At 71.7% G+C, this 25,560-nt stretch carries 24 protein-coding genes and 1 riboswitch; of the genes, 12 read left to right on the top strand and 12 right to left on the bottom strand.

The features are described 5' to 3' along the window. Positions 1–79: 79 nt before the first annotated feature. The 4 genes from G6R20_RS12595 to G6R20_RS12580 all read right to left on the bottom strand — a co-directional run bounded on the left by G6R20_RS12595 (position 80) and on the right by G6R20_RS12580 (position 4,804). Complete coding sequence (locus G6R20_RS12595; RefSeq protein WP_163376615.1) at positions 80–1,699, bottom strand: cation acetate symporter; 1,620 nt, start codon at positions 1,697–1,699, stop codon at positions 80–82. Continuing rightward, positions 1,699–1,989, bottom strand: coding sequence for a DUF485 domain-containing protein (locus tag G6R20_RS12590; protein ID WP_067712641.1), 291 nt, complete (start codon positions 1,987–1,989; stop codon positions 1,699–1,701). Before G6R20_RS12590 ends, G6R20_RS12595 begins: the two co-directional genes overlap by 1 nt. Before the next feature lie 267 nt (positions 1,990–2,256). Further along, positions 2,257–3,840: a substrate-binding domain-containing protein gene (locus G6R20_RS12585; RefSeq protein WP_240341444.1), complete on the bottom strand. Its 1,584-nt coding sequence runs from the start codon at positions 3,838–3,840 to the stop codon at positions 2,257–2,259. A gap of 217 nt (positions 3,841–4,057) precedes the next feature. Then, complete coding sequence (locus G6R20_RS12580) at positions 4,058–4,804, bottom strand: enoyl-CoA hydratase (RefSeq protein WP_163376613.1); 747 nt, start codon at positions 4,802–4,804, stop codon at positions 4,058–4,060. Positions 4,805–4,899: 95 nt separating this feature from the next. Between G6R20_RS12580 and G6R20_RS12575 the strand changes: the two genes are divergently transcribed. Both G6R20_RS12575 and G6R20_RS12570 read left to right on the top strand, forming a co-directional pair. Continuing rightward, a complete protein-coding gene (locus G6R20_RS12575; RefSeq protein ID WP_163376612.1) occupies positions 4,900–6,426 on the top strand; it encodes a carboxyl transferase domain-containing protein in 1,527 nt (508 codons plus the stop codon). A gap of 62 nt (positions 6,427–6,488) precedes the next feature. Then, positions 6,489–8,405, top strand: a complete 1,917-nt coding sequence (locus tag G6R20_RS12570; RefSeq protein WP_163376611.1) for a propionyl-CoA synthetase — start codon at positions 6,489–6,491, stop codon at positions 8,403–8,405. Between the two features lie 256 nt (positions 8,406–8,661). On the opposite strand, the gene G6R20_RS12565 is transcribed toward G6R20_RS12570, so the two are convergent. From G6R20_RS12565 to pdxH, 3 genes are all read right to left on the bottom strand, one after another. Next, positions 8,662–9,018, bottom strand: a complete 357-nt coding sequence (locus G6R20_RS12565) for an FKBP-type peptidyl-prolyl cis-trans isomerase (RefSeq protein WP_067712656.1) — start codon at positions 9,016–9,018, stop codon at positions 8,662–8,664. 31 nt (positions 9,019–9,049) lie between these two features. After that, positions 9,050–10,339, bottom strand: a complete 1,290-nt coding sequence (locus tag G6R20_RS12560; protein WP_096905937.1) for a citrate synthase — start codon at positions 10,337–10,339, stop codon at positions 9,050–9,052. 148 nt (positions 10,340–10,487) lie between these two features. Continuing rightward, positions 10,488–11,153, bottom strand: coding sequence for a pyridoxamine 5'-phosphate oxidase (gene pdxH / locus G6R20_RS12555; protein ID WP_120286235.1), 666 nt, complete (start codon positions 11,151–11,153; stop codon positions 10,488–10,490). An 84-nt stretch (positions 11,154–11,237) separates the two neighbouring features. On the opposite strand from pdxH, the gene serC reads away from it, so the two are divergent. From serC to G6R20_RS12540, 3 genes are all read left to right on the top strand, one after another. Then, positions 11,238–12,362 carry a phosphoserine transaminase gene (serC, locus tag G6R20_RS12550; RefSeq protein WP_163376610.1) on the top strand — a complete coding sequence of 375 codons (1,125 nt, stop codon included), beginning with the start codon at positions 11,238–11,240 and terminating at the stop codon, positions 12,360–12,362. A gap of 179 nt (positions 12,363–12,541) precedes the next feature. Continuing rightward, positions 12,542–13,483: a septation protein SepH gene (gene sepH / locus G6R20_RS12545; protein WP_163376609.1), complete on the top strand. Its 942-nt coding sequence runs from the start codon at positions 12,542–12,544 to the stop codon at positions 13,481–13,483. 8 nt (positions 13,484–13,491) lie between these two features. Further along, positions 13,492–14,412 (top strand): hypothetical protein, encoded by a 921-nt coding sequence (locus G6R20_RS12540; RefSeq protein ID WP_163376608.1) that lies wholly within the window; start codon positions 13,492–13,494, stop codon positions 14,410–14,412. Positions 14,413–14,440: 28 nt separating this feature from the next. On the opposite strand, the gene G6R20_RS12535 is transcribed toward G6R20_RS12540, so the two are convergent. Both G6R20_RS12535 and G6R20_RS12530 read right to left on the bottom strand, forming a co-directional pair. Next, positions 14,441–15,277, bottom strand: a complete 837-nt coding sequence (locus tag G6R20_RS12535) for an RNA methyltransferase (RefSeq protein WP_067712671.1) — start codon at positions 15,275–15,277, stop codon at positions 14,441–14,443. A gap of 26 nt (positions 15,278–15,303) precedes the next feature. Further along, positions 15,304–16,773, bottom strand: a complete 1,470-nt coding sequence (locus tag G6R20_RS12530) for an NCS2 family permease (protein WP_119193207.1) — start codon at positions 16,771–16,773, stop codon at positions 15,304–15,306. A 76-nt stretch (positions 16,774–16,849) separates the two neighbouring features. On the opposite strand from G6R20_RS12530, the gene G6R20_RS12525 reads away from it, so the two are divergent. Continuing rightward, positions 16,850–17,119, top strand: coding sequence for a DUF2530 domain-containing protein (locus G6R20_RS12525; protein WP_163376607.1), 270 nt, complete (start codon positions 16,850–16,852; stop codon positions 17,117–17,119). A gap of 5 nt (positions 17,120–17,124) precedes the next feature. On the opposite strand, the gene G6R20_RS12520 is transcribed toward G6R20_RS12525, so the two are convergent. Continuing rightward, positions 17,125–18,045, bottom strand: a complete 921-nt coding sequence (locus G6R20_RS12520; protein WP_163376670.1) for a DUF3027 domain-containing protein — start codon at positions 18,043–18,045, stop codon at positions 17,125–17,127. A gap of 58 nt (positions 18,046–18,103) precedes the next feature. Between G6R20_RS12520 and G6R20_RS12515 the strand changes: the two genes are divergently transcribed. Genes G6R20_RS12515 through G6R20_RS12505 form a run of 3 tightly spaced genes read left to right on the top strand, consistent with a single transcriptional unit; the run spans position 18,104 to position 20,890 of the window. After that, positions 18,104–19,000: a glutaminyl-peptide cyclotransferase gene (locus tag G6R20_RS12515; RefSeq protein WP_163376606.1), complete on the top strand. Its 897-nt coding sequence runs from the start codon at positions 18,104–18,106 to the stop codon at positions 18,998–19,000. Then, entirely contained in the window at positions 18,993–20,384 is a 1,392-nt protein-coding gene (locus tag G6R20_RS12510) for an MFS transporter (RefSeq protein WP_163376605.1), read from the top strand. Before G6R20_RS12515 ends, G6R20_RS12510 begins: the two co-directional genes overlap by 8 nt. Further along, entirely contained in the window at positions 20,381–20,890 is a 510-nt protein-coding gene (locus G6R20_RS12505; RefSeq protein WP_159148728.1) for a DUF2771 family protein, read from the top strand. The genes G6R20_RS12510 and G6R20_RS12505 overlap by 4 nt, the downstream gene beginning before the upstream one ends. An 8-nt stretch (positions 20,891–20,898) precedes the next feature. Here the strand turns inward: G6R20_RS12505 and G6R20_RS19015 are convergent, their stop codons facing one another. Beyond that, positions 20,899–21,300, bottom strand: coding sequence for a cold-shock protein (locus tag G6R20_RS19015; RefSeq protein ID WP_159148729.1), 402 nt, complete (start codon positions 21,298–21,300; stop codon positions 20,899–20,901). 115 nt (positions 21,301–21,415) lie between these two features. Between G6R20_RS19015 and G6R20_RS12495 the strand changes: the two genes are divergently transcribed. Both G6R20_RS12495 and G6R20_RS12490 read left to right on the top strand, forming a co-directional pair. Next, positions 21,416–21,703, top strand: a complete 288-nt coding sequence (locus tag G6R20_RS12495; protein WP_067712686.1) for a hypothetical protein — start codon at positions 21,416–21,418, stop codon at positions 21,701–21,703. A 181-nt stretch (positions 21,704–21,884) separates the two neighbouring features. Next, a riboswitch (cyclic di-AMP (ydaO/yuaA leader) is annotated at positions 21,885–22,041 on the top strand. Positions 22,042–22,049: 8 nt separating this feature from the next. Beyond that, positions 22,050–22,682: a transglycosylase family protein gene (locus G6R20_RS12490; protein WP_067712689.1), complete on the top strand. Its 633-nt coding sequence runs from the start codon at positions 22,050–22,052 to the stop codon at positions 22,680–22,682. A 97-nt stretch (positions 22,683–22,779) separates the two neighbouring features. Here the strand turns inward: G6R20_RS12490 and G6R20_RS12485 are convergent, their stop codons facing one another. Beyond that, a complete protein-coding gene (locus G6R20_RS12485; RefSeq protein ID WP_067712692.1) occupies positions 22,780–22,980 on the bottom strand; it encodes a hypothetical protein in 201 nt (66 codons plus the stop codon). Between the two features lie 102 nt (positions 22,981–23,082). On the opposite strand from G6R20_RS12485, the gene G6R20_RS12480 reads away from it, so the two are divergent. Continuing rightward, on the top strand, positions 23,083–25,506 hold the full coding sequence (locus tag G6R20_RS12480) for a helicase-associated domain-containing protein (protein WP_163376604.1): 2,424 nt from the start codon (positions 23,083–23,085) through the stop codon (positions 25,504–25,506). Positions 25,507–25,560: the final 54 nt, after the last annotated feature.

The following is a 25,560-nucleotide window of genomic DNA, read 5'->3' as shown; positions in this document are numbered from 1 at the left end:
GACGAGGTCCGCCCGGTCGTCCGAGGACGACCGGGCGGACCCGGCGGGGGCCCGTGGTGGTGGGCCCGCCGAGGAGACGTCAGTGAGCGATGGTCTTCTCCACACCGACACCGGTGAGGGAACGGACCTCCATCTCCACCCGCTTCTCCGGGAACTCGTCCTTCTTCCCGATGAACGTGCCGACGATGCCCAGCAGGAACGCCAGCGGAATCGACACGATGCCCGGGTTCGAGAGCGGGAACAGGGAGAAGTCGACGCCCGTGATCATCGACTTCTCGCCACCGGAGACCGCCGGCGAGAGCGCGATCAGCACCAGGGTGCTGATGAGCCCGCCGTACATCGAGAACAGGGCGCCGGTGGTGTTGAACCGCTTCCAGAACAGCGAGTACAGGATCGTCGGCAGGTTCGCCGACGCGGCGATCGCGAAGGCCAGGGCGACGAGGAAGGCGATGTTCTGCCCCATGGCGCCGATACCCATGACGATCGACAGGAGCCCGATCACGACGACCGTGATCCGCGAGACCCGGAGCTGCGACTTCTCGGTGGCCTTGCCGTGCTTGATGACGCCGTTGTAGATGTCGTGCGCGAACGATGCGGACGCCGTGATCGCCAACCCGGCCACCACCGCGAGGATCGTCGCGAAGGCGACCGCGGAGATGATGCCGAGGAAGATCTCACCGCCGAGGGCGAATGCGAGGAGCGGTGCCGCCGAGTTCACGCCACCGGGCGCGGCCTCGATCACCTCCGGGCCGACCATCGCCGCGGCACCGAAGCCGAGCACGAGGGTGAACAGATAGAAGCCGCCGATGAGCGCGATCGCCCAGGTCACGGAACGGCGGGCCTCCTTGGCCGTGGGGACCGTGTAGAAGCGCATGAGCACGTGCGGCAGGCCGGCGGTACCGAAGACTAGTGCGATCGACAGGGAAACGAAGTCGAGCTTGCTGGTCTCGGTGGCGCCGTACTGCAGACCGGGCTGCAACAGGTCCTTGCCCGAGTTGGCGACGGCTTCACCCAGGAGCGCGGAGAAGTTGCCGCGCGCGGCCACGAGGACCAGGAGGCACATGATCAGGACACCGCCGACGAGCAGGACCGCCTTGACCATCTGGACGTAGGTCGTGCCCTTCATCCCGCCGACCAGCACGTACACGATCATCAGCAGCCCCACCGCCGCGACGACGATCGCCTGCCCCGTGGAGTCGTTGATGTTCAGCAGCAGCGCTACGAGGCCACCCGCACCGGCCATCTGGGCGATGAGATAGAACAGGCACACCGCGAGGGTGGCCAGGGCCGCCGCCATCCGGACGGGCCGCTGATTGAGGCGGAAGCTGAGCACATCGGCCATCGTGAACCGGCCGGTGTTGCGCATCAGCTCGGCGACGAGCATCAGGGCGACGAGCCAGGCGACGAGAAATCCGATCGAGTAGAGGAAGCCGTCGTAGCCGTTGATCGCGATCGCGCCGGCGATGCCGAGGAAGGATGCCGCCGACAGATAGTCACCGGCGATCGCGAACCCGTTCTGCGGACCGGTGAAGGTGGACCCGCCGGTGTAGAAATCCTTCGTAGACTTGGTCGACTTGGACGCCCTGAGGACAAGCGTCATCGTGATGACGATGAAGACGCCGAACACGACCATGTTGAGCAGCGTGCTGCCGACCTGTTCGCCCGGTACGAGTTCGTTGATGTTGAGTAGCCAATCCATCAGACGGCCTCACCTTCCAGCTCGAGGCGGATGGATTCCGCACGGGGATCGATCACGCGGTTGGCGAACCGGATGTAGAGGAACGTGATGAGGAAGGTTGTCACGAACTGTCCCAGGCCGATGATCAGGCCCCAGGTGATGTTCCCGAACACCTTCGTGGCCATGAAGTCCGTGGCATAGACGGCGAGGATGACGTAGAGGAAATACCAGATGAGGAAGGCGACGGTCATGGGGAAGACGAACGCCCGGAACTTGCTGCGCAGCTCCTGGAAGGCGGGGCTGGACTGCATCGCCGTGAATTCCGCCGTTCCCGGGGTTCGCCGCGATGCGCCCCCCGTCGGCGGATCAGTTGGTTGGGACACGGAGGTCCTCCGTTTCGGGTTCTCATCAGCGCACCCCTGTAGTGATGCGCCTCACAGATAGTGACGGGGGAAGTGTGACACGTAACACAAGTTCGCGGCGGAGACTCTCGATCAACACGGTCGATTCCACGGAAACCGCAGTTCATCACCCCCCCATCGGAGGGGGGCAGCTACCTCTATCCGGGGTTAAGCGAGTCAGGCGCCGGGCGCCGCTCCGCGACTGCCCACCGCGTCGGCGAACACCCGCACGATCTCGTCGGGCGTCCGCGCGACGTGGCTGCTGCCGCCGGTCACCCGGGAGATCTCCGCCAGGGTGCCCGACGCGGCGTCGTCGAGCAGACTGATCGTCACGACGATCACCGGGCGCGACGGGGTGACCATGTCGCGTAGTCGGGCGAGGAACTCCCCTTCGTCGAGGTCCGAGGTGGCGTCGTCGGCCCCGTCGGAGATCACGATGATCGAATTGACCATGTTGGGGTCGTAGCCGGAGCGCACCTGGGCGTAGGCGTCGAGTACGGACCGGTAGAGGTCGGTTCCGCCGCCCACCAGACCGGGCAGGGCCGCCAGCGCGCCGCCGAGGGCCTCCCGGTGCGAACCGTCGGCGCCGGCCTCGTCGAGTCGTCGGAGTGGCGCGACCTCCGCGTAGGGCCTGCCATCCCGGCCGGCGGCCCCGCCGAACGCCCACAGCCCGAGAGCCGCGTCGTCGGGGAACTGCCCGAGGCCGGCGCCCGCCGTGGCGACCAGTGCCTCGATCCGGGTCCGGTCCGTACCCGGTATCCCGAATCCCATCGATCCCGAGGTGTCCACCAGGACGAGGGACCGCCCGGGCATCGCCAACACCCGCCACCGTCGGAGGACGCCGTGGAGGCGGTCGGGGTCGCGGACGACGAGCATCTCGATCTCGCCCACCCCTGACCCGTCCGCGAGGGGCGCGCGGTCCGCTTTCCGGAAACCGTCCGCCGAGAGGCCGTCGCGGTGGGCGGGCGAGGCCGTGGCGTCGCGGAGTGCTTCGGCGGCACCGGCGACCTCGGCTCGCCGGGTCGGGTCCTGGGTGGTCACCGCCAGCGGGTACCCGAGGAACACCGCCCCGGTGGCGGGAGCGGCGATCTGGAGTCCCGTGTGCGGGGCCTCACGCCGGGCGAGCACCGCCTCACGCTCCGTCACGATCGTCGCGCCGCCCCCGGAGACCACCCTGTCCAGCATCTCGCGCGATGTCGGGGGAACCTCCATGCGGCTCATCTGCCCCTGCGCCAGGATCGCCATGGACGCGCCCAGTGCGTCCGCGGTCGACCGCATGATCTCCACCTCGGACGCGGCGGCGAGGATCGGCGCGTCCGCGATCCCGGACCGGACGGGATCGCCCATCGTCAGTCCCGGGGTCGCCAGGGCGGAGGTCCACGTCGACATGTCGACCGGGGTGTCGCGGGACGCGATGACCACCGGGGTGGACGCGAGCGAGTTCACCACCGTGTCGAAGGGGATCTGCACGTCCCGCGACAGTTGCGCGAGCCGCACCGCCGAGTCCGGGACCCAGATGTCGGGGAGCGCCTCACGGGAGGCGACACGCCCGGCGAGGTCAGCCGACGAGACAGGGGCGACCTCGAAGGAATAGCACCCGTCGGCATCCTCGGCCAGGGCATCCACGTGGTCGGCGATCTCGGGCTCGGCGGCGACACTGATCCGGAGGTCGTCTCCACAGAATCCACCGACACCGGCCCGGGAGAGCCCGGCGAGCACCAGTACCGCGACGAGCACGACCGCGAGGAGCGCGGCTCCCACGAGGACGACCCTGCGGGCCGTCGGATTCCCACTCTGCGGCGACGCACTGTGCCTGGCCATCGCTGGCGTTCCCCCTGGATGTCATTTACCCGGGGCCGTGCCAGACGCCCACGTCAGGCGGATCCGGGTCGGGCGCTGGAATCGTACCCGGGCCGGGGTCCACGTGGGGCCGACACGTGGGAGCCGCCGCGGCGCGCCCCACCGCTGGTGTGGCGCGTCAGCGTCCGCGGAAGACGGGGGGCCTCTTCTCGGCGCGCGCGGCCCGGGCCTCGGCCATGTCCTCACTGCCCCAGGCCCGGAGCTGGAGCTCGGTGTGCTCGTCCCGCGGGAGCAGCCGGGCGTCGTCGTCGTTGATGACGGTCTTGATGTGCCGCAGGCTCAGCGGCGCCGAGCGGGCGAGCTCCGCCGCGAGCTCCATCGCCGAATCCATGTCACCGATCTCGTTCGCCAGGCCGATCCGGGCCGCCTCCTCCGCGCCGACGGGGCGCGCGGTCATGAGGACCGAGCGGGCGTGCCCGCCGCCGACGACGTTGGCGAGCCGCTTGATCGTCCAGTTGTCGAGCGCCAGCCCCACCTTGACGACCGGGACGGCGAAGACCGCGCCCGGTGCCACCACCCGGAGATCCGCGGCCAGCGCGAGCTGCACACCGGCGCCCACGGCCGGTCCGTTGACGGCTGCGATGACCGGCACGGGGGCCGATTCGACGGCCCGGAGCATGCCGGCGTGGCAGTCGTAGAAGTTCGAGTTGTACACCCCGCCGGACAGGTCGGCCCCGGCGCAGAACGCAGTCCCCGCACCCGTGATGACGATCGCCCGGACCGGGTCCTCGGACTCGGCCTCCGCACCGGCGGCCTCGACGGCCTCCCGCAGCGCGGTACACACCTCGGCGTCGAGGGCGTTGCGGGTCTCGTGACGGTCGATGGTGACGACGACTACTGCGCCGTCCCTACGGGTGACGATCATGGCGACGGGGCCTCCTCAGCGGGACGGGGGGTGCGGCGGAGCACCCCTGTGCCGAGGATACCGGCTGGTAGCCGCCCCCACCGTACGATGCGGTCATGGCGCGAACGGGAGCTCTGCAGATCCTCGACCTCGTCCTCGATGACGGTTCGTTCCGACCGTGGGACGGCGCTCCGGTGCGACCGCCCCACGTGGACTCGGTGCCCGCGTACGAGGACTCCCTGCGGCGGGCGGCCGAGAAATCAGGAGTGGACGAGTCCGTCATCACCGGTGAAGGAACCCTGCTGGGTCGACGCGTGGTGCTCATCGCGTGCGAGTTCGACTTCCTCGCCGGCTCCATCGGGATCGCCGCCGCCGAGAGGATCGTCTCGGCGATCGAACGGGCGACCGCCGAGGGCCTGCCCATCCTCGCCTCCCCCACCTCCGGTGGGACCCGGATGCAGGAGGGCACGATCGCATTCCTGCAGATGGTCAAGATCTCGGCCGCGGTGGCGGGACACAAGACCGCTGGCCTGCCCTACCTCGTCTATCTGCGGCACCCCACCACCGGCGGCGTGTTCGCGTCCTGGGGCTCACTGGGGCACGTGTCCGTCGCGGAACCCGGAGCACTCATCGGGTTCCTGGGACCCCGCGTGTACGAGGCCCTCTACGACGCCCCCTTCCCCGACGGCGTCCAGGTCTCGGAGAACCTCGCACGCCGCGGGATGATCGACGGTGTCCTCCCTCCCGAGGGCCTGCGGGACCTCACCGCGCGGGCGTTGCGGGTGCTGTGCCAGGACCCGCCCTCCGACGACGAGCCGGCCCCACCGCCCGGCCCCGTACCCGAGCCGGAGCCCGACGACGGCACCCCACCCGACGCCTGGGACGCCATCACCCGGTCCCGCCGGCACGACCGCCCGGGCGCCCGCGCCTTCCTCGACCGGGTCGCACCCACCCGCGTCCCGCTGTCGGGGACGGGGCAGGGAGAGGACAGTGGGTCCCTCCTGCTCTCCCTGGCGCGCTTCCGGGGCCAGTCCGCGGTCGTCCTGGCCCAGGACCGCGATGCGGAGAACGAGACGAGCCCGCTCGGTCCGTCCGCGTTGCGGTCGGCCCGCCGTGGGATGCGGATCGCGGCGGAGATGGGCGTTCCGCTGGTGTTGCTCATCGATACCCGGGGGGCCGCGCTGTCCCGGGAGGCGGAAGAGGGCGGCCTCGCGGGCGAGATCGCCCGGAGCCTCGCGGACCTGGTCACGCTGTCCAGCCCGACCGTCTCGGTGATACTCGGCCAGGGCACCGGCGGGGCCGCCCTCGCGCTGCTCCCGGCCGACCGGGTCCTGTGTGCACGGCACGGGTGGCTCGCACCGCTCCCGCCCGAGGGCGCCAGCGCCATCCTCCACCACGAGACCTCCCGGGCGCCGGAGGTCGCCCGATCGCAGGGGATCACCTCCGCCGACCTGCTGGGAGCCGGGATCGTGGACGTGGTGGTCCCGGAGAGGCCCGACGCCGCCGACGAACCGGAATCCTTCTGCGACCGGATGGCCGATGCCGTCGCCGCGGCCCTCCTCGAGGTCCGCAGGCGCCCCCCTGAGCGGAGGTATGCCGAGCGGATGATGAGGTATCGGGAGCTCGGCCTGCCACTAGAGTGAGTCTTGTCACAGCCCGTCGGCCCGGCCGGCGGGCACGCTCCCACCTGTGAGGGGAACTCCCGATGACGGACTCCACCGCCTCGTCCTATGCCGCCGCCCACCGGCTTTCGATCAGCGATCCCGACGCGTTCTGGCTCGACGTCGCGGCGGATATCGACTGGACCACGCCTCCGACCACGGCGGTCGACCGCTCTCGCCCGCCGTTCTACCGCTGGTTCCCGGACGGGGAGCTGAACACCTCCTACAACTGCGTGGACCGCCACGTCGAGGCGGGCCGGGGGGACCAGGCCGCGTTCATCTACGACTCCGCCGTGACCGGGGTGAAGGAGACCATCACCTACGCCCAGCTGCTGGACCGGGTCGAGGAGTTCGCCGGAGCGCTGGCCGCCGAGGGCGTCGGGCGGGGCGACAGGGTCGTCATCTACATGCCCATGGTTCCCCGCGCGGCCGTCGCGATGCTCGCGTGTGCCCGGCTCGGTGCGGTGCACTCCGTCGTCTTCGGGGGCTTCGCCGCCCCGGAGTTGGCGATTCGTATCGACGACGCGCGCCCGAAGGTCATCGTCACCTCCCACGGCGGGATCGAGCCGACCCGCAAGGTGCCGTACTTCCCCATGGTGACCAAGGCTCTCGAACTCACCCGGCACACCCCCGGTGCCGTGATCGTGGCCCCGCGTCACGAGCAGTTCCCCGACGAGGCCTTCCCGGAGACGCCGGGCACCACCTGGAGCTACTGGGATGACGCCGTCGCCGCGTCCGAGCGGGCGGCCCCGGTGCCCGTCAAGGCCACCGATCCCCTGTACATCCTCTACACCTCCGGCACCACGGGCCTGCCCAAGGGCGTCGTGAGGGACAACGGCGGCCACGCGGTGGCGCTCGCGTGGTCGATGTGGAACGTCTACGGGGTCCGGCCGGGTGAGGTGTGGTGGACCGCCTCGGACGTGGGCTGGGTGGTCGGCCACTCGTACATCGTCTACGCACCGCTGTTGATCGGTGCGACGTCCATCATCTACGAGGGCAAGCCGGTCGGCACGCCGGATGCCGGGGCCTTCTGGCGGGTCATCTCCGAGCACCGGGCCACCGCGCTGTTCACCGCCCCGACCGCCGTCCGCGCCGTGCGCAAGGAGGATCCGGAGGGCGCCGAGGTCGACAAGTACGACCTGTCCTCCCTGCGCACGCTGTTCTGCGCGGGTGAGCGCCTGGACCCTGACACCTACCAGTGGGCCACCGACAAGCTCGGCAGGCCGGTGGTGGACAACTCGTGGCAGACCGAGACCGGGTGGCCGATCGCGTCCAACCTGCGTGGTCTGGAGCCGATGCCGATCAAGGCGGGCTCGCCCACCGTCGCCGTGCCCGGGTACGACCTGCACGTTCTCGACGGCGAGGGCAACCCGCTGCCCGCGGGCGAGGAAGGCAATCTCGCGATCAAGCTGCCCATGGCACCGGGGACGCTGGCGGGGCTGTGGGAGGACGACGAACGGTTCGTCTCCTCGTACATGTCGGTCTTCGACGGGTACTACTCGACCGGGGACGGCGGGTACATCGACTCCGACGGCTACGTCTACGTGATGGGCCGGACCGACGACGTGATCAACGTGGCCGGCCACCGCCTGTCGACCGGGTCGATGGAGGCCGTCATCGCGACCCACCCCGCCGTGGCGGAGGCCGCCGTGATCGGGGTCAGGGACGAGCTGAAGGGCCAGCGGCCCGTCGGGTACGTGGTGCTCAAGTCCGGGCAGGTCCGCGACCCCGAGGAGTTACGCGCCGAGCTGGTGGCGATGGTGCGTGACGAGATCGGCGCGGTGGCCACGTTCCGGGACTGCACGGTGGTCCAGGGGCTGCCCAAGACCCGGTCGGGCAAGATCCTGCGCAAGACCATGCGGCAGATCGCCGACGGACAACAGGACGTCGTGGTGCCCTCGACGATCGAGGACCCGGCCGTGTTGGACGCGCTGGCGCCTTTCCTGCGACCGAGGAAGTAACCCGGACCTACGCGCCGGTTCTGCACGGCTGCGCGGGGGTGCGCGTCCGCCTGGGACCAGTCCGGGCGCGTAGCCCCCGTCTATGCGGGCAGAACGGGCACACACCCCGGGCTCCCCACGGTGCGCGTCAGCCCGGGCGAGGCGTGCGACGTCCGCCCCGCCATCTCCGCCCTGCCGGCCCCCCTACCGACGCCGATCGCCCCGCCCTCCGTGGGGAGGACGGGGCGATCGGGTCTCCCGGCTACGGGAGGAGGGCTCAGGCGTTGAGCAGGTCGATGACGAACACCAGGGTCTTGCCGCCGAGCGGGTGCAGCGCCGCGGAGGTGCCGTAGGCCTTGTCCGGCGGGATCACCAGCTGGCGGCGACCGCCGACCTTCATCCCCGGGATCCCCTCCTGCCAACCCTGGATCAGGCCGTTGAGCGGGAAGGTGATGGACTCGCCGCGGTCCCAGGAGGAGTCGAACTGCTCACCGGTCTCGTAGTCGACCCCCACGTAGTGGACGGTGACGTTGCCGCCGGCGACCGCCTCGGCACCGTCCCCCACCGTGATGTCCTCGGCGACGAGGTCGGTGGGCGCGGGGCCCGTCGGCATGTCGATCTCGGGCTTGTCCATGGTGTCTCCTCCTGGAGTCAGGTTCCCGGGTTCAGCGCTGGCTGATCGGGGTGAAACTCCGCTCGGCCGGGCCGGTATAGACCTGACGCGGGCGGTTGATCTTGGTGGACGGATCCTCGCGCATCTCGCGCCAGTGCGCGATCCACCCGGGCATACGGCCGAGCGCGAACAGCACGGTGAACATCTCCGTCGGGAAGCCCATCGCGCGGTAGATCAGGCCGGTGTAGAAGTCCACGTTCGGGTAGAGCTTGCGCTCAACGAAGTAGTCGTCGGCGAGCGCCGTCTCCTCGAGCTTGAGCGCGATCTCGAGCAGCGGGTCGTTGCTCTGCGACAGCAGCGCGTGCGCGTGCTTCTTGGCGATCTGCGCGCGCGGATCGTAGCTCTTGTAGACGCGGTGGCCGAAGCCCATCAGCTTGACGCCGTCGACCTTGTTCTTGACCCGGTCCATGTAGTCGGTGGCGTCGCCGCCCTCCGAGTCGATCCGCTCGAGCATCTCCAGCACGGCCTGGTTGGCGCCACCGTGCAGCGGACCGTACAGCGCGTTGATGCCCCCGGTGATCGAGGCGTAGAGCGGGGCCTCGGAGGAACCGACCATGCGGACGGTGGAGGTGGAGCAGTTCTGCTCGTGATCGGCGTGCAGCACGAGGAGCATGTCGAGGGCGTCGGCGACCTCGTCGGTGACCTCGTAGTCCGGGCCGAACGTCATCCGCAGGAAGTTGCGGACGTACCCGAGCGACGGGTCCGGGTCGATGGCGTCCTTGCCGCCCCGGATGCGCTCGATCGCGGCGGCCAGGGTCGGGCCGCGTCCGAGGAGTCGGGCGGTGGCCAGGTCGACGGCCTTGGGGTCGTCGATGTCCAGGTCGTCACCGTGGGTCCCGAAGAGGCTCACGCCGGCCGACAGGACGGGCATCGGGTGGGTGTCCCGGGGGAAGGCCTGCAGCAGCGGCATCATCTGGCCGGGCAGCGTCGTCTCGGCGAGCACCTTCTCGGTGAACTCGGCGAGCTGGGCCTCCGTGGGGTCCTCACCGTAGATGAGCAGGTACGAGACCTCCAGGAAGGACGCGTTGTCGGCGAGCTGGTCGATCGGGTACCCGCGGTGACGGAGGATGCCCTCGTTGCCGTCGATGTAGGTGATCGACGAGGTGCAGGCGGAGGTGTTGACGAACCCGACGTCCAGGGTCGTCATCCCCGTCTTCGCCAGCAGGGAACCCAGCTGCACCGCGTCGCTTCCGCAGGTCGCTTCCACCACATCGAGTTCGAGCTCACCGCCGGGGTAGGACAGTGTTGCATTGCGGTCCGAACCGTTCGAGCCTGCGGTCACGCGATTCCCTCTCCGACGACTGGTCCCGGCGGCCTGAATCCCGCCACGAATGTGCTGTGCCACACCCTACCGTGAGGGCGGACCACGGTTCGAAGGGAGTTCTCAGACGCTCCCCCCACGGCCCCACAGCCTGTCTGGACGCGGGTGGTCAGGGCTGGAGCCTGCGGGCCGTCCAGGTCTCCCCCGCCAGGAGGCACTCGACGCGGTCGTGGAAGCGGTCCGGACCGCCCTGCCAGAACTCGACCCGTTCGGGCACCAGCCGGAACCCGCCCCATCTGTCCGGCATGGGGATCTCGTCGACGCCCGCCAGTCGCCGCTCCGCGGTCGCGTACAGCGACTCCAGCTCCTCGACGGATTCGGCCGGTCGGGACTGCTCCGAAGCCCACGCCGAGACCTGCGACCCCCGGGGCCGCGTGCGCCAGTAGTCGAGGCTGTCCGCCCGGTCGACCGGATGGCACGGACCCTCGATGTGGACCTGACGCTCGGCGACCAACCACGGGAAGGTCACTGACGCATACCCGGTCTCCGCCAACTGCGTGCCCTTGCGGGACGTCGTCGTCGTGAAGAACGTCACCCCCCGCTCGTCGGCGCCCTTGCACAGCACCGTCCTGGTCGAGGGCCGGCCGTCGGCACCGACGGTGCCGAGCACCATCGCGTTGGGCTCACGGACACCTCGGTGCCCCGCCTCCTCCAACCACGCGGTGAACAGCGGCAGCCACCCGTCGTCCAGGTCGGCGACGTCCAAGCGCGGATGCAGGCCGTACCCGACCCGCATCACGTCGAAATCGGCCGGTTCCAGGGCGGGTTCCTCCATGACCCAGACGGTACTCCGGGCCACGGACGGGCCGGACTACGATGGACCACGTCCCACACCCCGACCGAACGGCACCCCAAGAGCATGAGCGATCAGCTGCCCACCATCCCCGCCGACCTCAAGCCCGCCGACGGCCGCTTCGGCTGCGGCCCGTCCAAAGTCCGTCCCGAGCAGATCGCGGCCGTGTCCGACGCCGCCACCACCGTGATGGGCACCAGCCACCGGCAGGCCCCGGTCAAGGACGTCGTGGGCCGCGTGCGCGACGGCCTGTCCTCGTTGTTCTCGCTGCCCGACGGTTACGAGGTCGTGCTGGGCAACGGTGGCACCACCGCGTTCTGGGACGCCGCCGCCTTCGGCCTGGTGCGCGAGAAGTCGCTGCACCTGACCTACGGCGAGTTCTCCTCGAAGTTCGCCAAGGTCACCGGCGGCGCGCCGTTCCTGGCCGACCCGATCGTCATCTCCGCCGAGCCCGGTTCGGCCCCCGAGCCGACCTCGGACCCGTCCGTCGACCTCATCGGCTGGGCCCACAACGAGACGTCGACCGGCGTCATGCTCCCCGTGTCCCGCCCGGCCGGTTCGGAGAACGCGCTGGTCGCGATCGACGCCACCTCCGGCGCCGGCGGGCTGCCCGTCGACATCGCCGACACGGACGTCTACTACTTCGCGCCGCAGAAGTCGTTCGCCTCGGACGGTGGCCTCTGGGTGTCGATCATGAGCCCGGCCGCACTCGCTCGGGTCGACGAGATCGCCGCCACCGACCGCTGGTGCCCGGACTTCCTGTCCCTGCCGACCGCGGTGGACAACTCGCGCAAGAACCAGACGTACAACACCCCGGCCGTGGCCACGCTGATCATGTTCGCCGAGCAGATCGAGTGGATGAACTCCCAGGGCGGTCTGGACTGGTGCGTCGCGCGCACCAAGGACTCGTCCGCGCGCCTCTACGACTGGGCCGAGGCCAGCGACTACGCCACCCCGTTCGTCACCGAGGCGGCCCACCGCTCGCAGGTCGTGGGCACCATCGACCTCGACGAGAAGATCGACGCCGCGAAGGTCGCCAAGACGCTGCGCGCCAACGGCATCCTCGACACCGAGCCGTACCGCAAGCTGGGCCGCAACCAGTTGCGCATCGGCATGTTCCCGGCGATCGAGCCGGAGGACGTCACGCAGCTGACCCGCTGCATCGACCACGTGGTCGGCCAGCTCGCCTGATCGGCGTCCTCCGGGGCCACCCGCGCAGCATCGTCTGCAGTTTTCCGCAGCCCACCCGGCCCGTCCGCGCGCCGGGTGGGCTGTGCTGACCTACCATGTGGATCAACGCCCAGGACCCGGGTGCGCGCCACTCGACCCCTCGAGCCGCCCACGGGACCGCGAGGAGTCGAGGAGGCGGCATGCGGAAGCTGAGGATCGTCGGTGTGGACACCGAGTCGTCGGTCGTCGAATGCGAGGTCGCGGACTCCGGCGAGAAGCTCTCCCTCCCACTCGATGATCGTCTGCGGGCGGCCGCCCGTGGTGAGTTCGTGCCCGGTGGTGGGTCCGGTCGGGCTCCCGTGACCGGTACGCTGCGCCCCCGCGAGATCCAGGACCGCATCCGGCACGGCGCCTCCCCGGAGGAGGTCGCCGCCGACGCCGGCGTGTCACTGTCGCGGATCCAGGGGTTCGCCGTGCCGGTGTTGTTGGAACGCGCCAACGCCGCCGACATGGCCAAGGGCGCCCATCCGGTGCTGCCGGACGGCCCGGCCCTCAACACGCTCGCCGACCGGGTGGGTGCCGCCCTCGACCGCCGTGGCGTGGACCCGGACCTGGTCGTCTGGGACGCCTGGCGTGACCGGTCCGGTGGGTGGGTCGTCCGTACCTCCTGGCCGGCGGGCCTGTCCGACGACGCCAGTGCGACGTGGTCGTTCGTCCCCGACTCGCACGGCGGTTCGGCCCGGGCCCTTGACGACGAGGCCGAGAGCATCCTCGACCCCTCGCGCGCGACGGCGCTGCGCTCGGTCTCGTCTCCTCCCCCGCTGCCGCCGGGCCCGCCGCCGATCCGCGCGGTTCCCGCGCCGTCCGCCGCGCCGGCCACCCCAGCCGGATCGTCCACCCCAGCAGCATCCGCCCCTCCCGCGGGGACGGGACCGGGGGCGTCCGGACGGTCGGAGTCGACGTCCGGCGACTCCCGCCCCACGGGGGAACGACGCGGGAACGACAACGACGGCGACGACAACGACAACGAGGACTTCCTCCAGCCCACGCCCACCGAACCCGAACGACGCCCCTCGCGCCGTCACCCCACGATGCCCTCGTGGGAGGACGTCCTGCTCGGGGTCCGCGGTAAGGACGACTGAGTCCGGTCATGGGACACCACGTCGCAACGTTCTGGTATCTGGCCACGGACGATCCCGCCGCACCGATCCGGGCGGGACAGCCGTCCGACCCCGGTTTCGCGCGCCGCCTGCTGTCGCGGCTGTTCCCCACCGTCACGGTGGCGTCCCTGGGCGCGTTCCCGCTCAACCGCTCGGCCTCGGCCGGACCGGGTGAGATCTACGTGGGCTCGTTCCCGGGACTCACCGTCGTCCAGACCCCGGTGGAGGGGCCCATCGCGCCGTCCGCCACCCCGGAGATGTGGCTGAAACTGGTCGAGGCGCCCACCATCCTGCTGTTCGCCCAGGATGCCGAGGACGGGGTGAGCGGATTCGCCCGGTGGGAGTCGGGTCGGCTCGTGCGGGCGTTCGCCGGGGCCGACGACCGGATCGTCGAGGACGAGGGCATGCCCCTGCCGTTCGAGAGGCCCTACTGGGCCGGCGAGTTCCCGCTCGACACGGCGACCGACAACCCCCTGGCGTTGCCGTTCTCGCCGTCGTCACTCCTCCACGCCGCCCACCGCGACTGGCTCGGCTTCGACCTGGAGCCGGGCGGTCTCGACGTCCCGGTCCACGGGTTCGCCACCGACGGCCGCCGCGAGGTCCGCCAACACACCCCGCTCTCCGGGCCGGCACTGCACGTCGTGGGGATGCCGGGCCGCGCCGAGCTCCACGCGGCCGCGAGGCGTGCCGCCGGCGTCGGGTCCGACACGGACGCCGATGGCGACAGCGCCGACGGCGGGCCCTCCCCCTACGCCGACGACGACTACGAGCGTCTCCCCTCCGGATCCCGCGGGCCGGGCGGGGGTGCGCGCGGCGGCCGGATACGGAGCATCGCCGGCCTGGTCGGTGACGCCGTGCGCCGGGGCGCGGACTCGGTGTCCCGCCGTCGTCGCGACGGCGGATCCCGCTAGCGGGTCGACGCGGCCCGTCGCGAGCGGGTCAGTCCCGGCGGGACCGCTCGTAGAACGCGACCGCCGCGGCGGTGGCGACGTTGAGCGAATCCGTGCCGTCGGTCATGGGGATCGCGGCCCGCACATCGCAGGCACGCATCGCGTGCTCGGTGAGCCCCGGGCCCTCCGCGCCGAGCACGAACGCCACCCTGTCGGCGTCGACGGCCCGGGACAGCGGGGTGTCGGCGGACGGCGTCAGGGCGACGGTCCGGAAGCCCCGCTCCCGCAGGTCCTCGAGCGAACGCTGCCAGGTGGTGGGCGTGCCGGGCAGGTGGGCGAACGGCAGGCGGAGCACGTGTCCCATCGACACCCGCACGACCCGCCGGTAGAGCGGGTCCCCGGCGGCCGCCCCGAACAGCACGCCGTCGACCCCGAGGGCAGCGCAGTTGCGGAAGATCGCGCCGAGGTTCTCGGGGTCGTTGACGCCCTCGAGCACGACGAGCGTCCGCGCGCCGTCCAGCACCTCCTCGACCGGCAGTGGTGCGGGCCGGTCCGCGGCGGCGAGGATGTCGCGGCTGGACCGGAAGCCGATCACCTCGCTGAGGACGTCCTTGGTGGTGCGCAGATACACCGCGTCGCCCGCGCGCTCGTCGGCGTCCCACCCCTCGGCGGCGGCCTCCCTGCGCAACTGGTGCAACCGCGCGTCGGTCCCCAGGAGGACGTGCGGCCGGAAGCGCGAGAGGAGCATGCGGCCCACGACATACGTGCCCTCGGCGATCACCAGTCCCCGGCCGCCGGGCAGGTCGGGCCGCCGGTCGGAGTTGTTGAGGTCACGCAGGTCGTCCAGCCTGGGGTCGGCGGGGTCGGAGACGTCGACGACGTGCACGGTTCGCTCGCTCCTCCGCCGGCCGGTCAGGCCAGCGCGTCGGTGATGGGACCGATGGCGAAGTACACGACGAACGCGGCCGCGACGATCCAGAGGATCGGGTGCACGGTGCGGCCCTTGCCGGTGGCCGTGGCCATGACGACCCAGGCGATGAAACCGATCCCGATGCCGTTGGCGATGGAGTACGTGAACGGCATCGCCACGATCGTGAGGAACGCCGGTAGCGCGACCGCGAAGTTGGTCAGGTCGATCGCCTTGATCTGCGAGATCATCAGCGCACCCACGATCACCAGCGCGGGCGCGGCGGCCTCGACCGGGACGACCTCGTACAGCGGGGTGAAGAACATCGCCAGCAGGAACAGCCCGCCCGTGACGACGTTCGCCAGGCCCGTCCGGGCTCCCTCGGCGATGCCGGAGGCGGACTCGAGGAACACCGTGTTCGACGACGACGAGGTCAGACCACCGGCGACGGCACCGAATCCCTCGACGACCAGCGCGGCCTTCATGTTGGGCAGGTTGCCCTTGTCGTCCATGAGCTCGGCTTCCTTGCCGAGGCCGGTGAAGGTGCCCATGGCGTCGAAGAAGTTGGCGAGCAGCAGGGTGAAGACGAACAGTCCCGCGGCCAGCGGCCCGATGCGGACGAACGCGCCGATGAGGTCCACCTGGCCGATCAGCGACAGGTTCGGGATGCCCCCGAGAGAATCGGGGATGCCGGGGACCGCGAGGCCCCAGCCGGTCGGATTGGGCTCACCGTCGACGAAGGACGGGCCCGCGTCCGCGAGGGCCTCGACGATCACCGCGAAGACCGCGGTGACGACGATGCCGATGAACAGGCCGCCGCGGATCTGGCGTGCGACGAGGATTCCGCAGAGCAGGAGACCGACGACGAAGACGAAGGTGGGCCACGAGGCGATCGACCCGTTGATGCCCAGCCCCACCGGGACGGTGGTGCCGGCCGCGTCCGGGAGGCGGCGGACGAAACCGGAGTCGACGACACCGACCATCGCGATGAACAGGCCGATGCCGACGGCGATGGCCGCCTTGAGCTCGCCGGGCACCGCGTTGAACACGGCGGTGCGGAACCCGGTGACGGCGAGGATCACGATGATGATGCCCTCGATGACCACCAGGCCCATGGCCTCGGCCCAGGTCACCTGCTGCGCGATGGTGACGGCGACGAGCGAGTTGATCCCCAGGCCCGTGGCGAATGCGAAGGGGTACCGCGCGATCGCACCGAACGCGATGGTCATCACGCCCGCCGTGAAGGCGGTGACCGCGGCGATCTCGACGATCGACAGCTGGTTGCCCTCGACGTCGGTGCCCGAGCCGAGGATCAGCGGGTTGAGGATGATGATGTAGGCCATCGCGAAGAAGCTGACGAGCCCGCCGCGGACCTCGCGGGACACCGTCGAGCCGCGCTCGCTGATCTTGAAGTAGCGATCGAGCGCCCCGACCTTGGTGGGGGGCTGCGACGGGGCCCCGGTGCTCTGCGACATCTGGTGACCTTCCTGAGCTGTGGGTGAGGAACCGTCATAGAGTAACCGCCCCGCCGCCTGCGGTAGCGTCGCGGTCATGACGGACGAGTCGACAGAGCCGGGGGTCCCCCGGATTCCCGCCTACCTGCTGGACCCCCGACCCGTCGTCATCATCGGGACCCTGGCGTGGACGCTGGCCCTCCTGGCCCACATGCTCATGGAGGAGGTCGACATGCGTTCGGTCATCCTGGGCGCGGTCGGCGTCGGCGTCGGGGCGGTCGGCACGATCGTCTATGCACTGCAGCGCCGGGCCGTACTACGCGGCAGCGCGGGTGCCCAACAGGGCCTGGACTACGACCTGGACTGAGCGGGTCAGTCCGCGGACGTGGGCTCGTCGGCCGACGTCTCGACGTCCCCACCCTGGTGGGGGGCGGCCGCACCGGACGCGGCGTGGCCGGACGCGGCCTGATCGTCCGTGCGGTCATCGGCGGCGGAGCGAGCGCGTGCGGTCGCGGCGAGCTGCTGGGGCAGGACCACCACGTCGACGGCGGCGTCGTCGTACGCCTCGGCAACGGCCGGCCCGGTGTCGGAGGGGATCTCGACCTCGCTGTGGGCGCCGCAGCCGTACTCGAGGTGGACGACCTGCCCGTCGGCGGAGAACTCGTTGGCGCAGACGCCGAACAGGGCGCCCAGGGACCCGGCTACGGGCACCAGGAACCCACAGGTCCCACAGTGGTGCTTGGCGGCCCGGGCGATCTCGGTGTCCGGTCCGCGCTCGACCGTCCACCGGTCGGCGGCGGCGGCCCGCCCCTCCCAGCTCAGGTGATGCGGTCGGCCGAGACCGATCGGCCCCGCGGCGTCGTCCAGCTCGTCGTCGCCGTTCAGCGTGTAGCCGGGGACGAGCCGGTCGTCGTCCTCGGGCGGCGGGAGCAGATCCCCGGCGCCGAGGTCCCCGGGCCGGATGCGCCGATCCCACGGCACCCACTCGGGGGCGACCAGCGCGTCCGCTCCCGGGAGGAGCGCGATCTCGTCGACGGTCAGGTCACCACCGGGCACGAGCGCGAGGACGCAGGCCCAGTACCAACCTCGGTACCCGGGCAGCTCGGAGGCGAACCGGTGCGTGGTGGTGAACTCCGCCTCGACGGTGCTGCCGAGGTGCTCCCCCACACCCTCCGCGGCGAACTCCTCGACCGCCGACCGGGCCACGTCGACGCCGGTGGCCAGCCGCTCACGCAGCGCGCCGTCGAAATCCGACCCCTGATCCGTGCCTACCTCGGTGTTCACGTCTCCCATTATGCGCATCTCCGCGTGGAGGTCACGGCCCGGCCCGTCGTGCGGCATCCTGGGGGGCATGCGCAGCGCCCTCGGCCCGGTCGGCCCCCTCGTCGTGTCCCTGAGCCTCGTCGCCGCACTCACGGCGTGTTCCTCGGACGACGGAGGAGCACCGCCCGCCACCACCTCCGCCGGCGCGTCCCTTGCCTCGTCGAGCGTCCCCGCCGGTTCGGCCGCCGGGAGTTCGGCGGCCCCCCGGGTGCCGGTGGGGCCGTCGGACCCGCAACCCGCGCGCGGCTCGGTGGAGGTCGTGCGCACGCTCGATCACGACCCGTCCTTGTTCACCCAGGGGCTACAGGTGGTGGGCGACGAGATCTACGAGTCGACGGGGCGGGTCGGCAGTTCCGTGGTCCAGCGTCGACCGCTGGGGGGTGGCGAGCCCGCGGTGACCGTCGCCATGGCGGGGGACGAGTTCGGCGAGGGCCTGGCCGTCACCCCCGACACCCTGTGGACCCTCACCTGGCAGAAGGGCATCGCCCACAACCGCGACCCGCAGACCCTCGAGGTGCGCTCCGAGGTCCCGTACGAGGGCGAGGGCTGGGGCCTGTGCTCCGACGGCACGGCGCTGGTGATGAGCGACGGCTCCGACACCCTGACCTTCCGCGACCCGACGACCTTCGAGCCGACCGGACGCGTGTCGGTGACGTCCGGGGGCACGCCGGTCACCCGGCTCAACGAACTGGAATGTGCGGACGGCTCGGTCCTCGCGAACGTGTGGATGACCGACGAGATCGTGCGGATCGACCCCGCCACGGGGCAGGTCACCGCCATCTACGACGCCGGGCAGCTCCAGCAACCGCGGCCCGCCGACCCCGATGCCGTGCTCAACGGGATCGCGGCACTGCCGGACTCCGGGAACGTCCTGCTCACCGGCAAGCTGTGGCCGACCATGTACGAGGTGCGCCTCGTTGGGTGAGCGTACCGCCGGTCCCGCGCGCCGCGCCGCCTCCTCCGCCGGACGGGGCGTGCGCCGGGTCTTCCACGCCGACGGCGCGGACCGTTCGGGACTCGCTCCGCTCAGCTACGTCACGGTCGCCAACTTCGCCTGCGACGCGATTCTCGCCGTGGCCCTGGCCAACACCCTGTTCTTCTCCGCCGCGACCGCGGAGTCCCGCGCCAGCGTGGCGCTGTACCTCCTGGTCACGGTCGCGCCGTTCGCGCTGATCGCGCCGGTCATCGGCCCCGCCCTGGACCGCCTCCACCGGGGCCGACGTCTCACCGTCTCACTGACGTTCACCCTGCGTGCGGTGCTCGCGGTGATCCTCGCGCTGAACTTCGACTCCTGGCTCCTGTACCCCCTCGCGCTGGGCATGCTCGTGTTGTCCAAGACGTTCGGCGTCGTCAAGGCGTCCATCACCCCCCACGTGCTGCCCCCGACCCTGGACCTGGTCCGCACCAACTCCCGCCTGACCGTGCTGGGGCACGTCTGCGGCAGCCTCATCGCAGGGGCGACAGCCGGCGCCGTGGCATGGCTGTGGGACTCCGACGCCGCCCTGTGGTTGCTCGCAGCGGTCGCCCTTGTCGCGGCCTACGTCGCCGTGACCATCCCCGCGCACGCCGAGGCGTCCCGGGACGAGGAGTCCGCCACCCTGCGGATGGAGCGGGGCCCGAGTCTGACCGGTGACCTCCGGGCGGTCCTCACGCGGCCGCTGGGCAGGAACGTCCTGGCGAACCTGTGGGCGGTGTCGCTCCTGCGTTTCATGACCGGCTTCCTCACCCTGTTCCTGGCGTTCATGGCCAAGGCCCAGGAGGACGCCACCGCGATCGAGCAGGCCGGCCTCCTGGCGATGGCGGGCGCCGCCGGCGGGCTGGGTACCTTCACCGGCAACGCCGTCGGTGCGCGGCTCCCGCTGGGCCGGCCCGAACGGATCGCCGGCACGGCCGCGGGGGCGGCCCTGGCGACGGCCGTCGTCGCCGCGTTCCTCGGGACCATCTGGGCCGCGGCCGTCCTCGCGCTCGTCGCGGCGGTGTGCAGCGCCCTGGGCAAGGTCGCCCTCGACGCGTCGGTCCAGACGGACATCCCGGACGCCGCACGCTCCTCGGCCTTCGGTCGCTCCGAGACCGCCCTGCAGGTGGCGTGGGTCCTCGGCGGAGCACTGGGCGTCCTCCTGCCGACCGACTTCACCGTGGGGTTCTCGGTGATCGCCGTGGTCGGCGCCCTGATGTTCGCGCAATCGCACCTGACCGGCCGCGGGTCGACCCTCGTCCCCGGCCTAGGCGGCAACAGGCCGCGCTTCCCGGGCCCGCCGCGCGACCCGGGTGTGGCCGACACCCGGCCCCTCGGCAGAATGAGGGAGTGAGTTCCCGCAACGAGACCCCGTCGACCGGCTCCCGTATCCGTCCCATCACCTGGGCGATCGCGGCGTGGATGATCATCATGATCGCCGCGATCGTCGGCGCCTGGCAGGGTTCGGAGGCCCGGTACGGTGCACTACCCGAGGTGACCGTCGCGAGCGATCGCGGCCAGGTGACCGTGCTGCCGTTCACCGCGACCGACCTGGACGGGAACACCTTCACCAATCCGGTCGGCGAGTTCCGGGTGCAGGATGAGGACGTCCTCACCGTCCGGCTGCCCGGAGAGCTGCGTGCGTCGACGATGGACGTCTATGAGATCCGCGCCGACGGCTCCCGCGACTACACCGTCGAGGCCGGCGGGCCGGGCCAGCTGCTGGTGCCCGTGACCACCCCGGAGGAGGGCCGGATCGAGGGCCTCGCCATCCGTGCGGTCGCGATCGTCTATGCCGCTGACGGGTCGGAGTCGATCCTCAACGGCGAGTGGTCGGTGCGCTTCACCTACGCCGACTGATCCGTGGGTCAGGCGTCCAGCTCGCGCGCGACCGCGCGGAGCACCGACGCCACCCGGCCCGAGACCTTGGCCTCCGGCCGGTGACCACGGCGCAACTCGGGCTGGACGGTCGACTCGAGCACCTTGATCATGTCCTCGACCATCCCGTGCAGCTCGTCCGCCGAACGTCGGGGCCCGCTCCTCGGGGCCCGCTCCTCCGCGACCGTCGGCTCGTCGTGGACCACCACGCGCAACGCCTGGGGGCCGCGGCGCCCGGAGACCATGTCGAACTCCACGCGCTGGCGCGGACGCAGCGTCTCGAGCCCTGCGGGGAGCGCCTCGGAGCGCACGTAGACGTCCTCTCCGCCCTCCTGGGACAGGAAACCGAAGCCCTTCTCCGCGTCGTACCACTTGACCTTGCCGCTGGGCACCGCGAACCACCTTCCGACCGGACGCGGGATACGCGACCGACAACCATGACTGATGCCCCGAGACTACCCTCGTGCGCGTTGGTGCCCACCGCGAGGCGAGCGGTAACCTCCCCGTGTGACCGCCGACGATCGACGCCCTGCCGACGACCCCTGGACACCTGACGCCGCGGCGTCCACCCGGGCAGCCGACCCCGTGCGGCCACGACGCCGGGGCCTGTTCGTGACGGCGCTCGTCATCTTCACGATCGGGGTGCTGTTCACCGTCGCGGCGGCGCTGACCCCGTTCGTGCTCGGCCGCGACGCGCCGACCCTCCTGTATCTCGGCGCGATGCTGTTCACGCCGGTCGGGTTCCTACTGGGGCTGCTCTACGCCATCCTCGGCTCGCGACCGCCCTCGGTGTGATCAACCACACCCTCCCGCGAACACCGCTGGTAACGAGCCGATAACGGCACGCACGTCAGACCCAGACTGCCTCGGTTTATTTCAGAATGGTGACGATCCGGCATCGGACCGCTACAGTTTCGTAGCAGACTCGTCAGCGAGTCGGCATCGGACGCACCTACCGAACCCCGCCCAGCGGCCGATGCCACAGTGACCATTACCCGGGCGGGGACGGGGGACCCGACAGGGCCCACCACGGCCCGGCGACCGATGGTCGCCTTGGGGTGAAGCCGCCACCGGCGGCCGGACGCACTCGTCCGAACCCGACAGCTCACCCCGTAGGCACAGAGTGAAAAGGACTGACGACATGACCTCTTACACCGGACGCCACCGTGCCGCCGCCTCCTCAGCGCCCAGGAACGCTGTGAAGGTCGTCCTCGCGGGCACCGCGTTCTCCGCCGCCGGCCTGGCCCTCGCGCCGGCCGCCAACGCCGCCCCCGACTCCGACTGGGACCGCCTGGCCCAGTGCGAGTCCGGCGGCAACTGGGGCATCAACACCGGGAACGGCTACCAGGGCGGCCTGCAGTTCTCGCCGAGCACTTGGGCCGCCTACGGCGGTACGCAGTACGCCCCGACGGCCAACCAGGCCACGCGCGAGCAGCAGATCGCGATCGCCGAGAAGACCCTCGCCGGTCAGGGCTGGGGCGCCTGGCCCGCCTGCTCGGCCAAGCTGGGCCTGAACTCCGCGCCGACCCCGCGCGACCTGTCCAACCCGGCGCCCGCGCCGGCCCCGCGTGCCCACGCCCCGGCCGCGCCCGCCGCCCCGGAGGCGGTCACCGCCGCCGATCACGTGGCGACCCTGTCCTCCTTCGCCGAGGGCCGCGGCATCGTGCTGCCGATCGCCGACACCTACGAGGCCAACCGGGACGCCGTCGACGCCGCCTACGCCGGCAACCAGGACCTGGTGGACGGCTTCTTCGCCACCTACCTGGCCAACTGACGCGTCACCCGCGCAGCCCCGGTCCACGGACCACGAGGAAGGGCCGCCACCCCCTGCAGGGAGTGGCGGCCCTTCCTCGTGTGTGAGTGCGTCGCGCTCAGCGGGTGCGGACGGTCCTGTTGACCACCGTCTCCGGGTGGAGGTAGCCCAGCCGATGCTGCGGCAGCGGGAAGGTCTCCTGCCCGAAGGGGGACAGGCCTCCCGCGACCAGCGCGGCGAGTTCGGTCACCGGGTGCTCGCCGAACGAGGCGTCGGGCCATCCCGGGTTGTCATGGGTCAGATTCTTCTTGGCAGCCACGTGTCCAGTGTCTCACCTCGCGGGCGTCCCGTCAGCATCCGGGTCGTATCGGACCCGGACGGTCCTCACCGCCGCCGCGATCTCACTAGGCTGGGACGGATCATGCCGAGTTCCCGAGCCTCCTCCCGCCGTGTCGCCCCCCGCCGTGCTGGTTCCCCCGGTGCCGCCGGCGACGAGCCGGACTTCCCCGCGTGGCTGGCCGGACTGTCCGATGACGCGCTCGTCCGCGTGTGCGAGTTGCGTCCAGATGTGGCCACCCCTCCCCCGGCCTCGGTCGACGTGCTCGCGTCGAGGCTGCGGTTGCCGGCGTCCACCGCCCGCGCGCTGGGGACCCTGACGTGGCCGGAGCTCGTGGTCCTGGCCACCGCCGCAGCGGTGGGAGCCGATTCCGGGGCGGTGCCGCTGGGTGCGGTGTCGGGCCGGTTGGGTGTCGACGACGACGAGCCCGTCTTCCACGCCGCCCTCGCCCGTCTCCGCGACCTCACCCTGCTCTGGGGCGGAGGGGACCATGTCCGGATGGCGCCCGTCACGGCGGTGGCCGTCCGGTCGGCCCCGGTGGTGGCGCCGCACCCCGGCGAGCCCGCGGGCGCCGACCTCGACGTCGCCTGGGGCGGCCTGTCCGCTCCGGCGGTCGGGGTGCTCGAGGCGATCGCCCGCGGGCGCACCCCCGTCGGGGCTCTCGGCGCCGGGGCGTCGGAGCCGGTGCGTGCCGCCGCGACAGAGCTGGCGGGCTCGGGGCTCGCGGAGGTGACCGGTGGGGACGACGGCGAGGTGGTCGTCCCGCGTGCCCACGCGCTGGACCGGGCCCGCCACGGCGCCCGCGACGAGGGATCGTCGCTGCTCCACGCCCCTGCGTGGGCCGCTCCGAGGGCCGGGGCGGCCGCGGGCGGGGCGGGCGGGGCGGGCCGGGTCGACGCCTCCGGCGGCGTCGCGGCCCTTGAGCTGCTGCACCGCTGCGACTCGGTCCTCTCCGCCCTGTCGACCGCCCCGGCCGCCACCCTCAAGGCCGGCGGTGTCGGGGTGCGCGAACTGCGGCGGGTGGCCCGCGCCTCCGGCCTCGTCGAGCGCGAGCTCCCCCTGCTGCTCGAGGTCCTCGCGGCCGCGGGACTCATCGCGGTCGGCGACGCCGACGTCGGCGACGTGGCCTTCGACTCGGTGTGGGCGCCCACCGAGGCCGCCGACGTGTGGTCGGCCCGCGAACCCGCACGCCGCTGGGCCGAGCTCGTCCTCGCGTGGTGGTCCATGCCGCGGACGCCGTGGCGGGTCGGGTCCGAGATCGAGGGCGGCGGCACCGTGCCCGCATTGGGTGAGCCCATCGGCCCGCCCGGACCCACCGAACGGATCCGGGTCCTGAAGGCGCTGGCCGCCCTGGACCCCGCAGCGGAGCCCGACGCCACTCTGCTGACGGAGGTGGTGCGCTGGTCCTCGCCGGTGTGGTTCTCGCGTGCGGGTTCCCGGCCCGTGGCCGAGACCGTGGCGGAGGCGCGTCTGATGGGACTCGTCGTCGGGACCACCGCCACCAGCGCGGCCAGGGCCCTCGCCGGCGACACCCACGCACCCGTCGCCGGAGCCGCCACCCACACCGCCACCACCCATGACGGCACCCCCGCCCCCGGCGTCGAGGACCTCGAACCGGTCCTCGTCGCCGCCCTGCCAGACCCGGTCTCGGAGGTCATCGTCCAGGCCGACCTGACGATCCTCGCCCCCGGCCCGCTCGTGCCCGAGCTCGCCGCGGAGTTCGCGCTCCTGGCCGACGTCGAGTCGGCCGGCGCCGCCACCACCTACCGCGTCACCGAGACCTCCGTGCGTCGCGCACTCGACGCCGGGCGCACGGCGGCGGGGATCCGGGACCTGCTCGCCCGGACCTCCGTCACCCCCGTCCCGCAGTCGCTGGACTACCTCATCGAGGACGTGGCCCGTCGTCACGGTCGGCTGCGGGTGGGTACCGCCCTGTCCTTCGTCCGGTGCGACGACCCGTCGCTGGTCGCCCAGGTCCTCAGCTCCACGGTGGCCGAGAACTGCGCACTGCGGACCGTCGCGCCGACCGTCCTCATCTCCCAGGCCCGGCCGTTGGACCTGGTGGAGGCCCTGCGCGAGCACGGGTTCTCCCCCGTCGTCGAGGACACGACCGGCGCCGTCGTCGCCCTGACCCGGCCGGTGGCCCGTGTCCGGGAGAGCCGCATCACCCGCGCGCCCCGCGTCCCCACGCGCACGGCCACCCCCTCCGAACTGCGGGCGGCCGTCGCGGCGATGCGCTCGGCCGACCGGGTGCGCTCGGCGCGGGGTACTTCAGGGGGCGCGTACACCGGCGAGGCCGCCATCGCCCGCCTGCACGACGCGGCGAGCACGGGCACCGCCGTCACCGTCTCGGTCGTCGACGCCCAGGGCCGGTCCACCGCGCGACTGCTCGTGCCGGCCTCCGTCGGCGGGGGTCGGATCGAGGGGATCGAGCCCGATTCCGCCGAGCCCGTCACCCTGCCGCTGCACCGCGTGATCTCCGTCTCCGACGTCGACCCGACCCGCTGACCCGGATTCCTGGACAATGAAGGGTCGGACCCACGCGGGTCCGGTGAGACCCCG

The organism is Dietzia sp. Alg238-R159 (assembly GCF_900537145.1).
GTDB lineage: Bacteria > Actinomycetota > Actinomycetes > Mycobacteriales > Mycobacteriaceae > Dietzia > Dietzia kunjamensis.
This window is presented reverse-complemented; position numbering and strand designations above follow the sequence as displayed.

Excerpts from the sequence above, each read along its gene's own strand:
- G6R20_RS12595 (WP_163376615.1), bottom strand. The coding sequence starts at position 1,699 with ATGGATTGGCTACTCAACATCAACGAACTCGTACCGGGCGAACAGGTC.
- G6R20_RS12590 (WP_067712641.1), bottom strand. The coding sequence starts at position 1,989 with ATGCAGTCCAGCCCCGCCTTCCAGGAGCTGCGCAGCAAGTTCCGGGCG.
- G6R20_RS12580 (WP_163376613.1), bottom strand. The coding sequence starts at position 4,804 with ATGATCGTCACCCGTAGGGACGGCGCAGTAGTCGTCGTCACCATCGAC.
- G6R20_RS12575 (WP_163376612.1), top strand. The coding sequence starts at position 4,900 with ATGGCGCGAACGGGAGCTCTGCAGATCCTCGACCTCGTCCTCGATGAC.
- G6R20_RS12570 (WP_163376611.1), top strand. The coding sequence starts at position 6,489 with ATGACGGACTCCACCGCCTCGTCCTATGCCGCCGCCCACCGGCTTTCG.
- G6R20_RS12565 (WP_067712656.1), bottom strand. The coding sequence starts at position 9,018 with ATGGACAAGCCCGAGATCGACATGCCGACGGGCCCCGCGCCCACCGAC.
- pdxH (WP_120286235.1), bottom strand. The coding sequence starts at position 11,153 with ATGGAGGAACCCGCCCTGGAACCGGCCGATTTCGACGTGATGCGGGTC.
- serC (WP_163376610.1), top strand. The coding sequence starts at position 11,238 with ATGAGCGATCAGCTGCCCACCATCCCCGCCGACCTCAAGCCCGCCGAC.
- sepH (WP_163376609.1), top strand. The coding sequence starts at position 12,542 with ATGCGGAAGCTGAGGATCGTCGGTGTGGACACCGAGTCGTCGGTCGTC.
- G6R20_RS12540 (WP_163376608.1), top strand. The coding sequence starts at position 13,492 with ATGGGACACCACGTCGCAACGTTCTGGTATCTGGCCACGGACGATCCC.
- G6R20_RS12530 (WP_119193207.1), bottom strand. The coding sequence starts at position 16,773 with ATGTCGCAGAGCACCGGGGCCCCGTCGCAGCCCCCCACCAAGGTCGGG.
- G6R20_RS12525 (WP_163376607.1), top strand. The coding sequence starts at position 16,850 with ATGACGGACGAGTCGACAGAGCCGGGGGTCCCCCGGATTCCCGCCTAC.
- G6R20_RS12520 (WP_163376670.1), bottom strand. The coding sequence starts at position 18,045 with ATGGGAGACGTGAACACCGAGGTAGGCACGGATCAGGGGTCGGATTTC.
- G6R20_RS12515 (WP_163376606.1), top strand. The coding sequence starts at position 18,104 with ATGCGCAGCGCCCTCGGCCCGGTCGGCCCCCTCGTCGTGTCCCTGAGC.
- G6R20_RS12490 (WP_067712689.1), top strand. The coding sequence starts at position 22,050 with ATGACCTCTTACACCGGACGCCACCGTGCCGCCGCCTCCTCAGCGCCC.
- G6R20_RS12480 (WP_163376604.1), top strand. The coding sequence starts at position 23,083 with ATGCCGAGTTCCCGAGCCTCCTCCCGCCGTGTCGCCCCCCGCCGTGCT.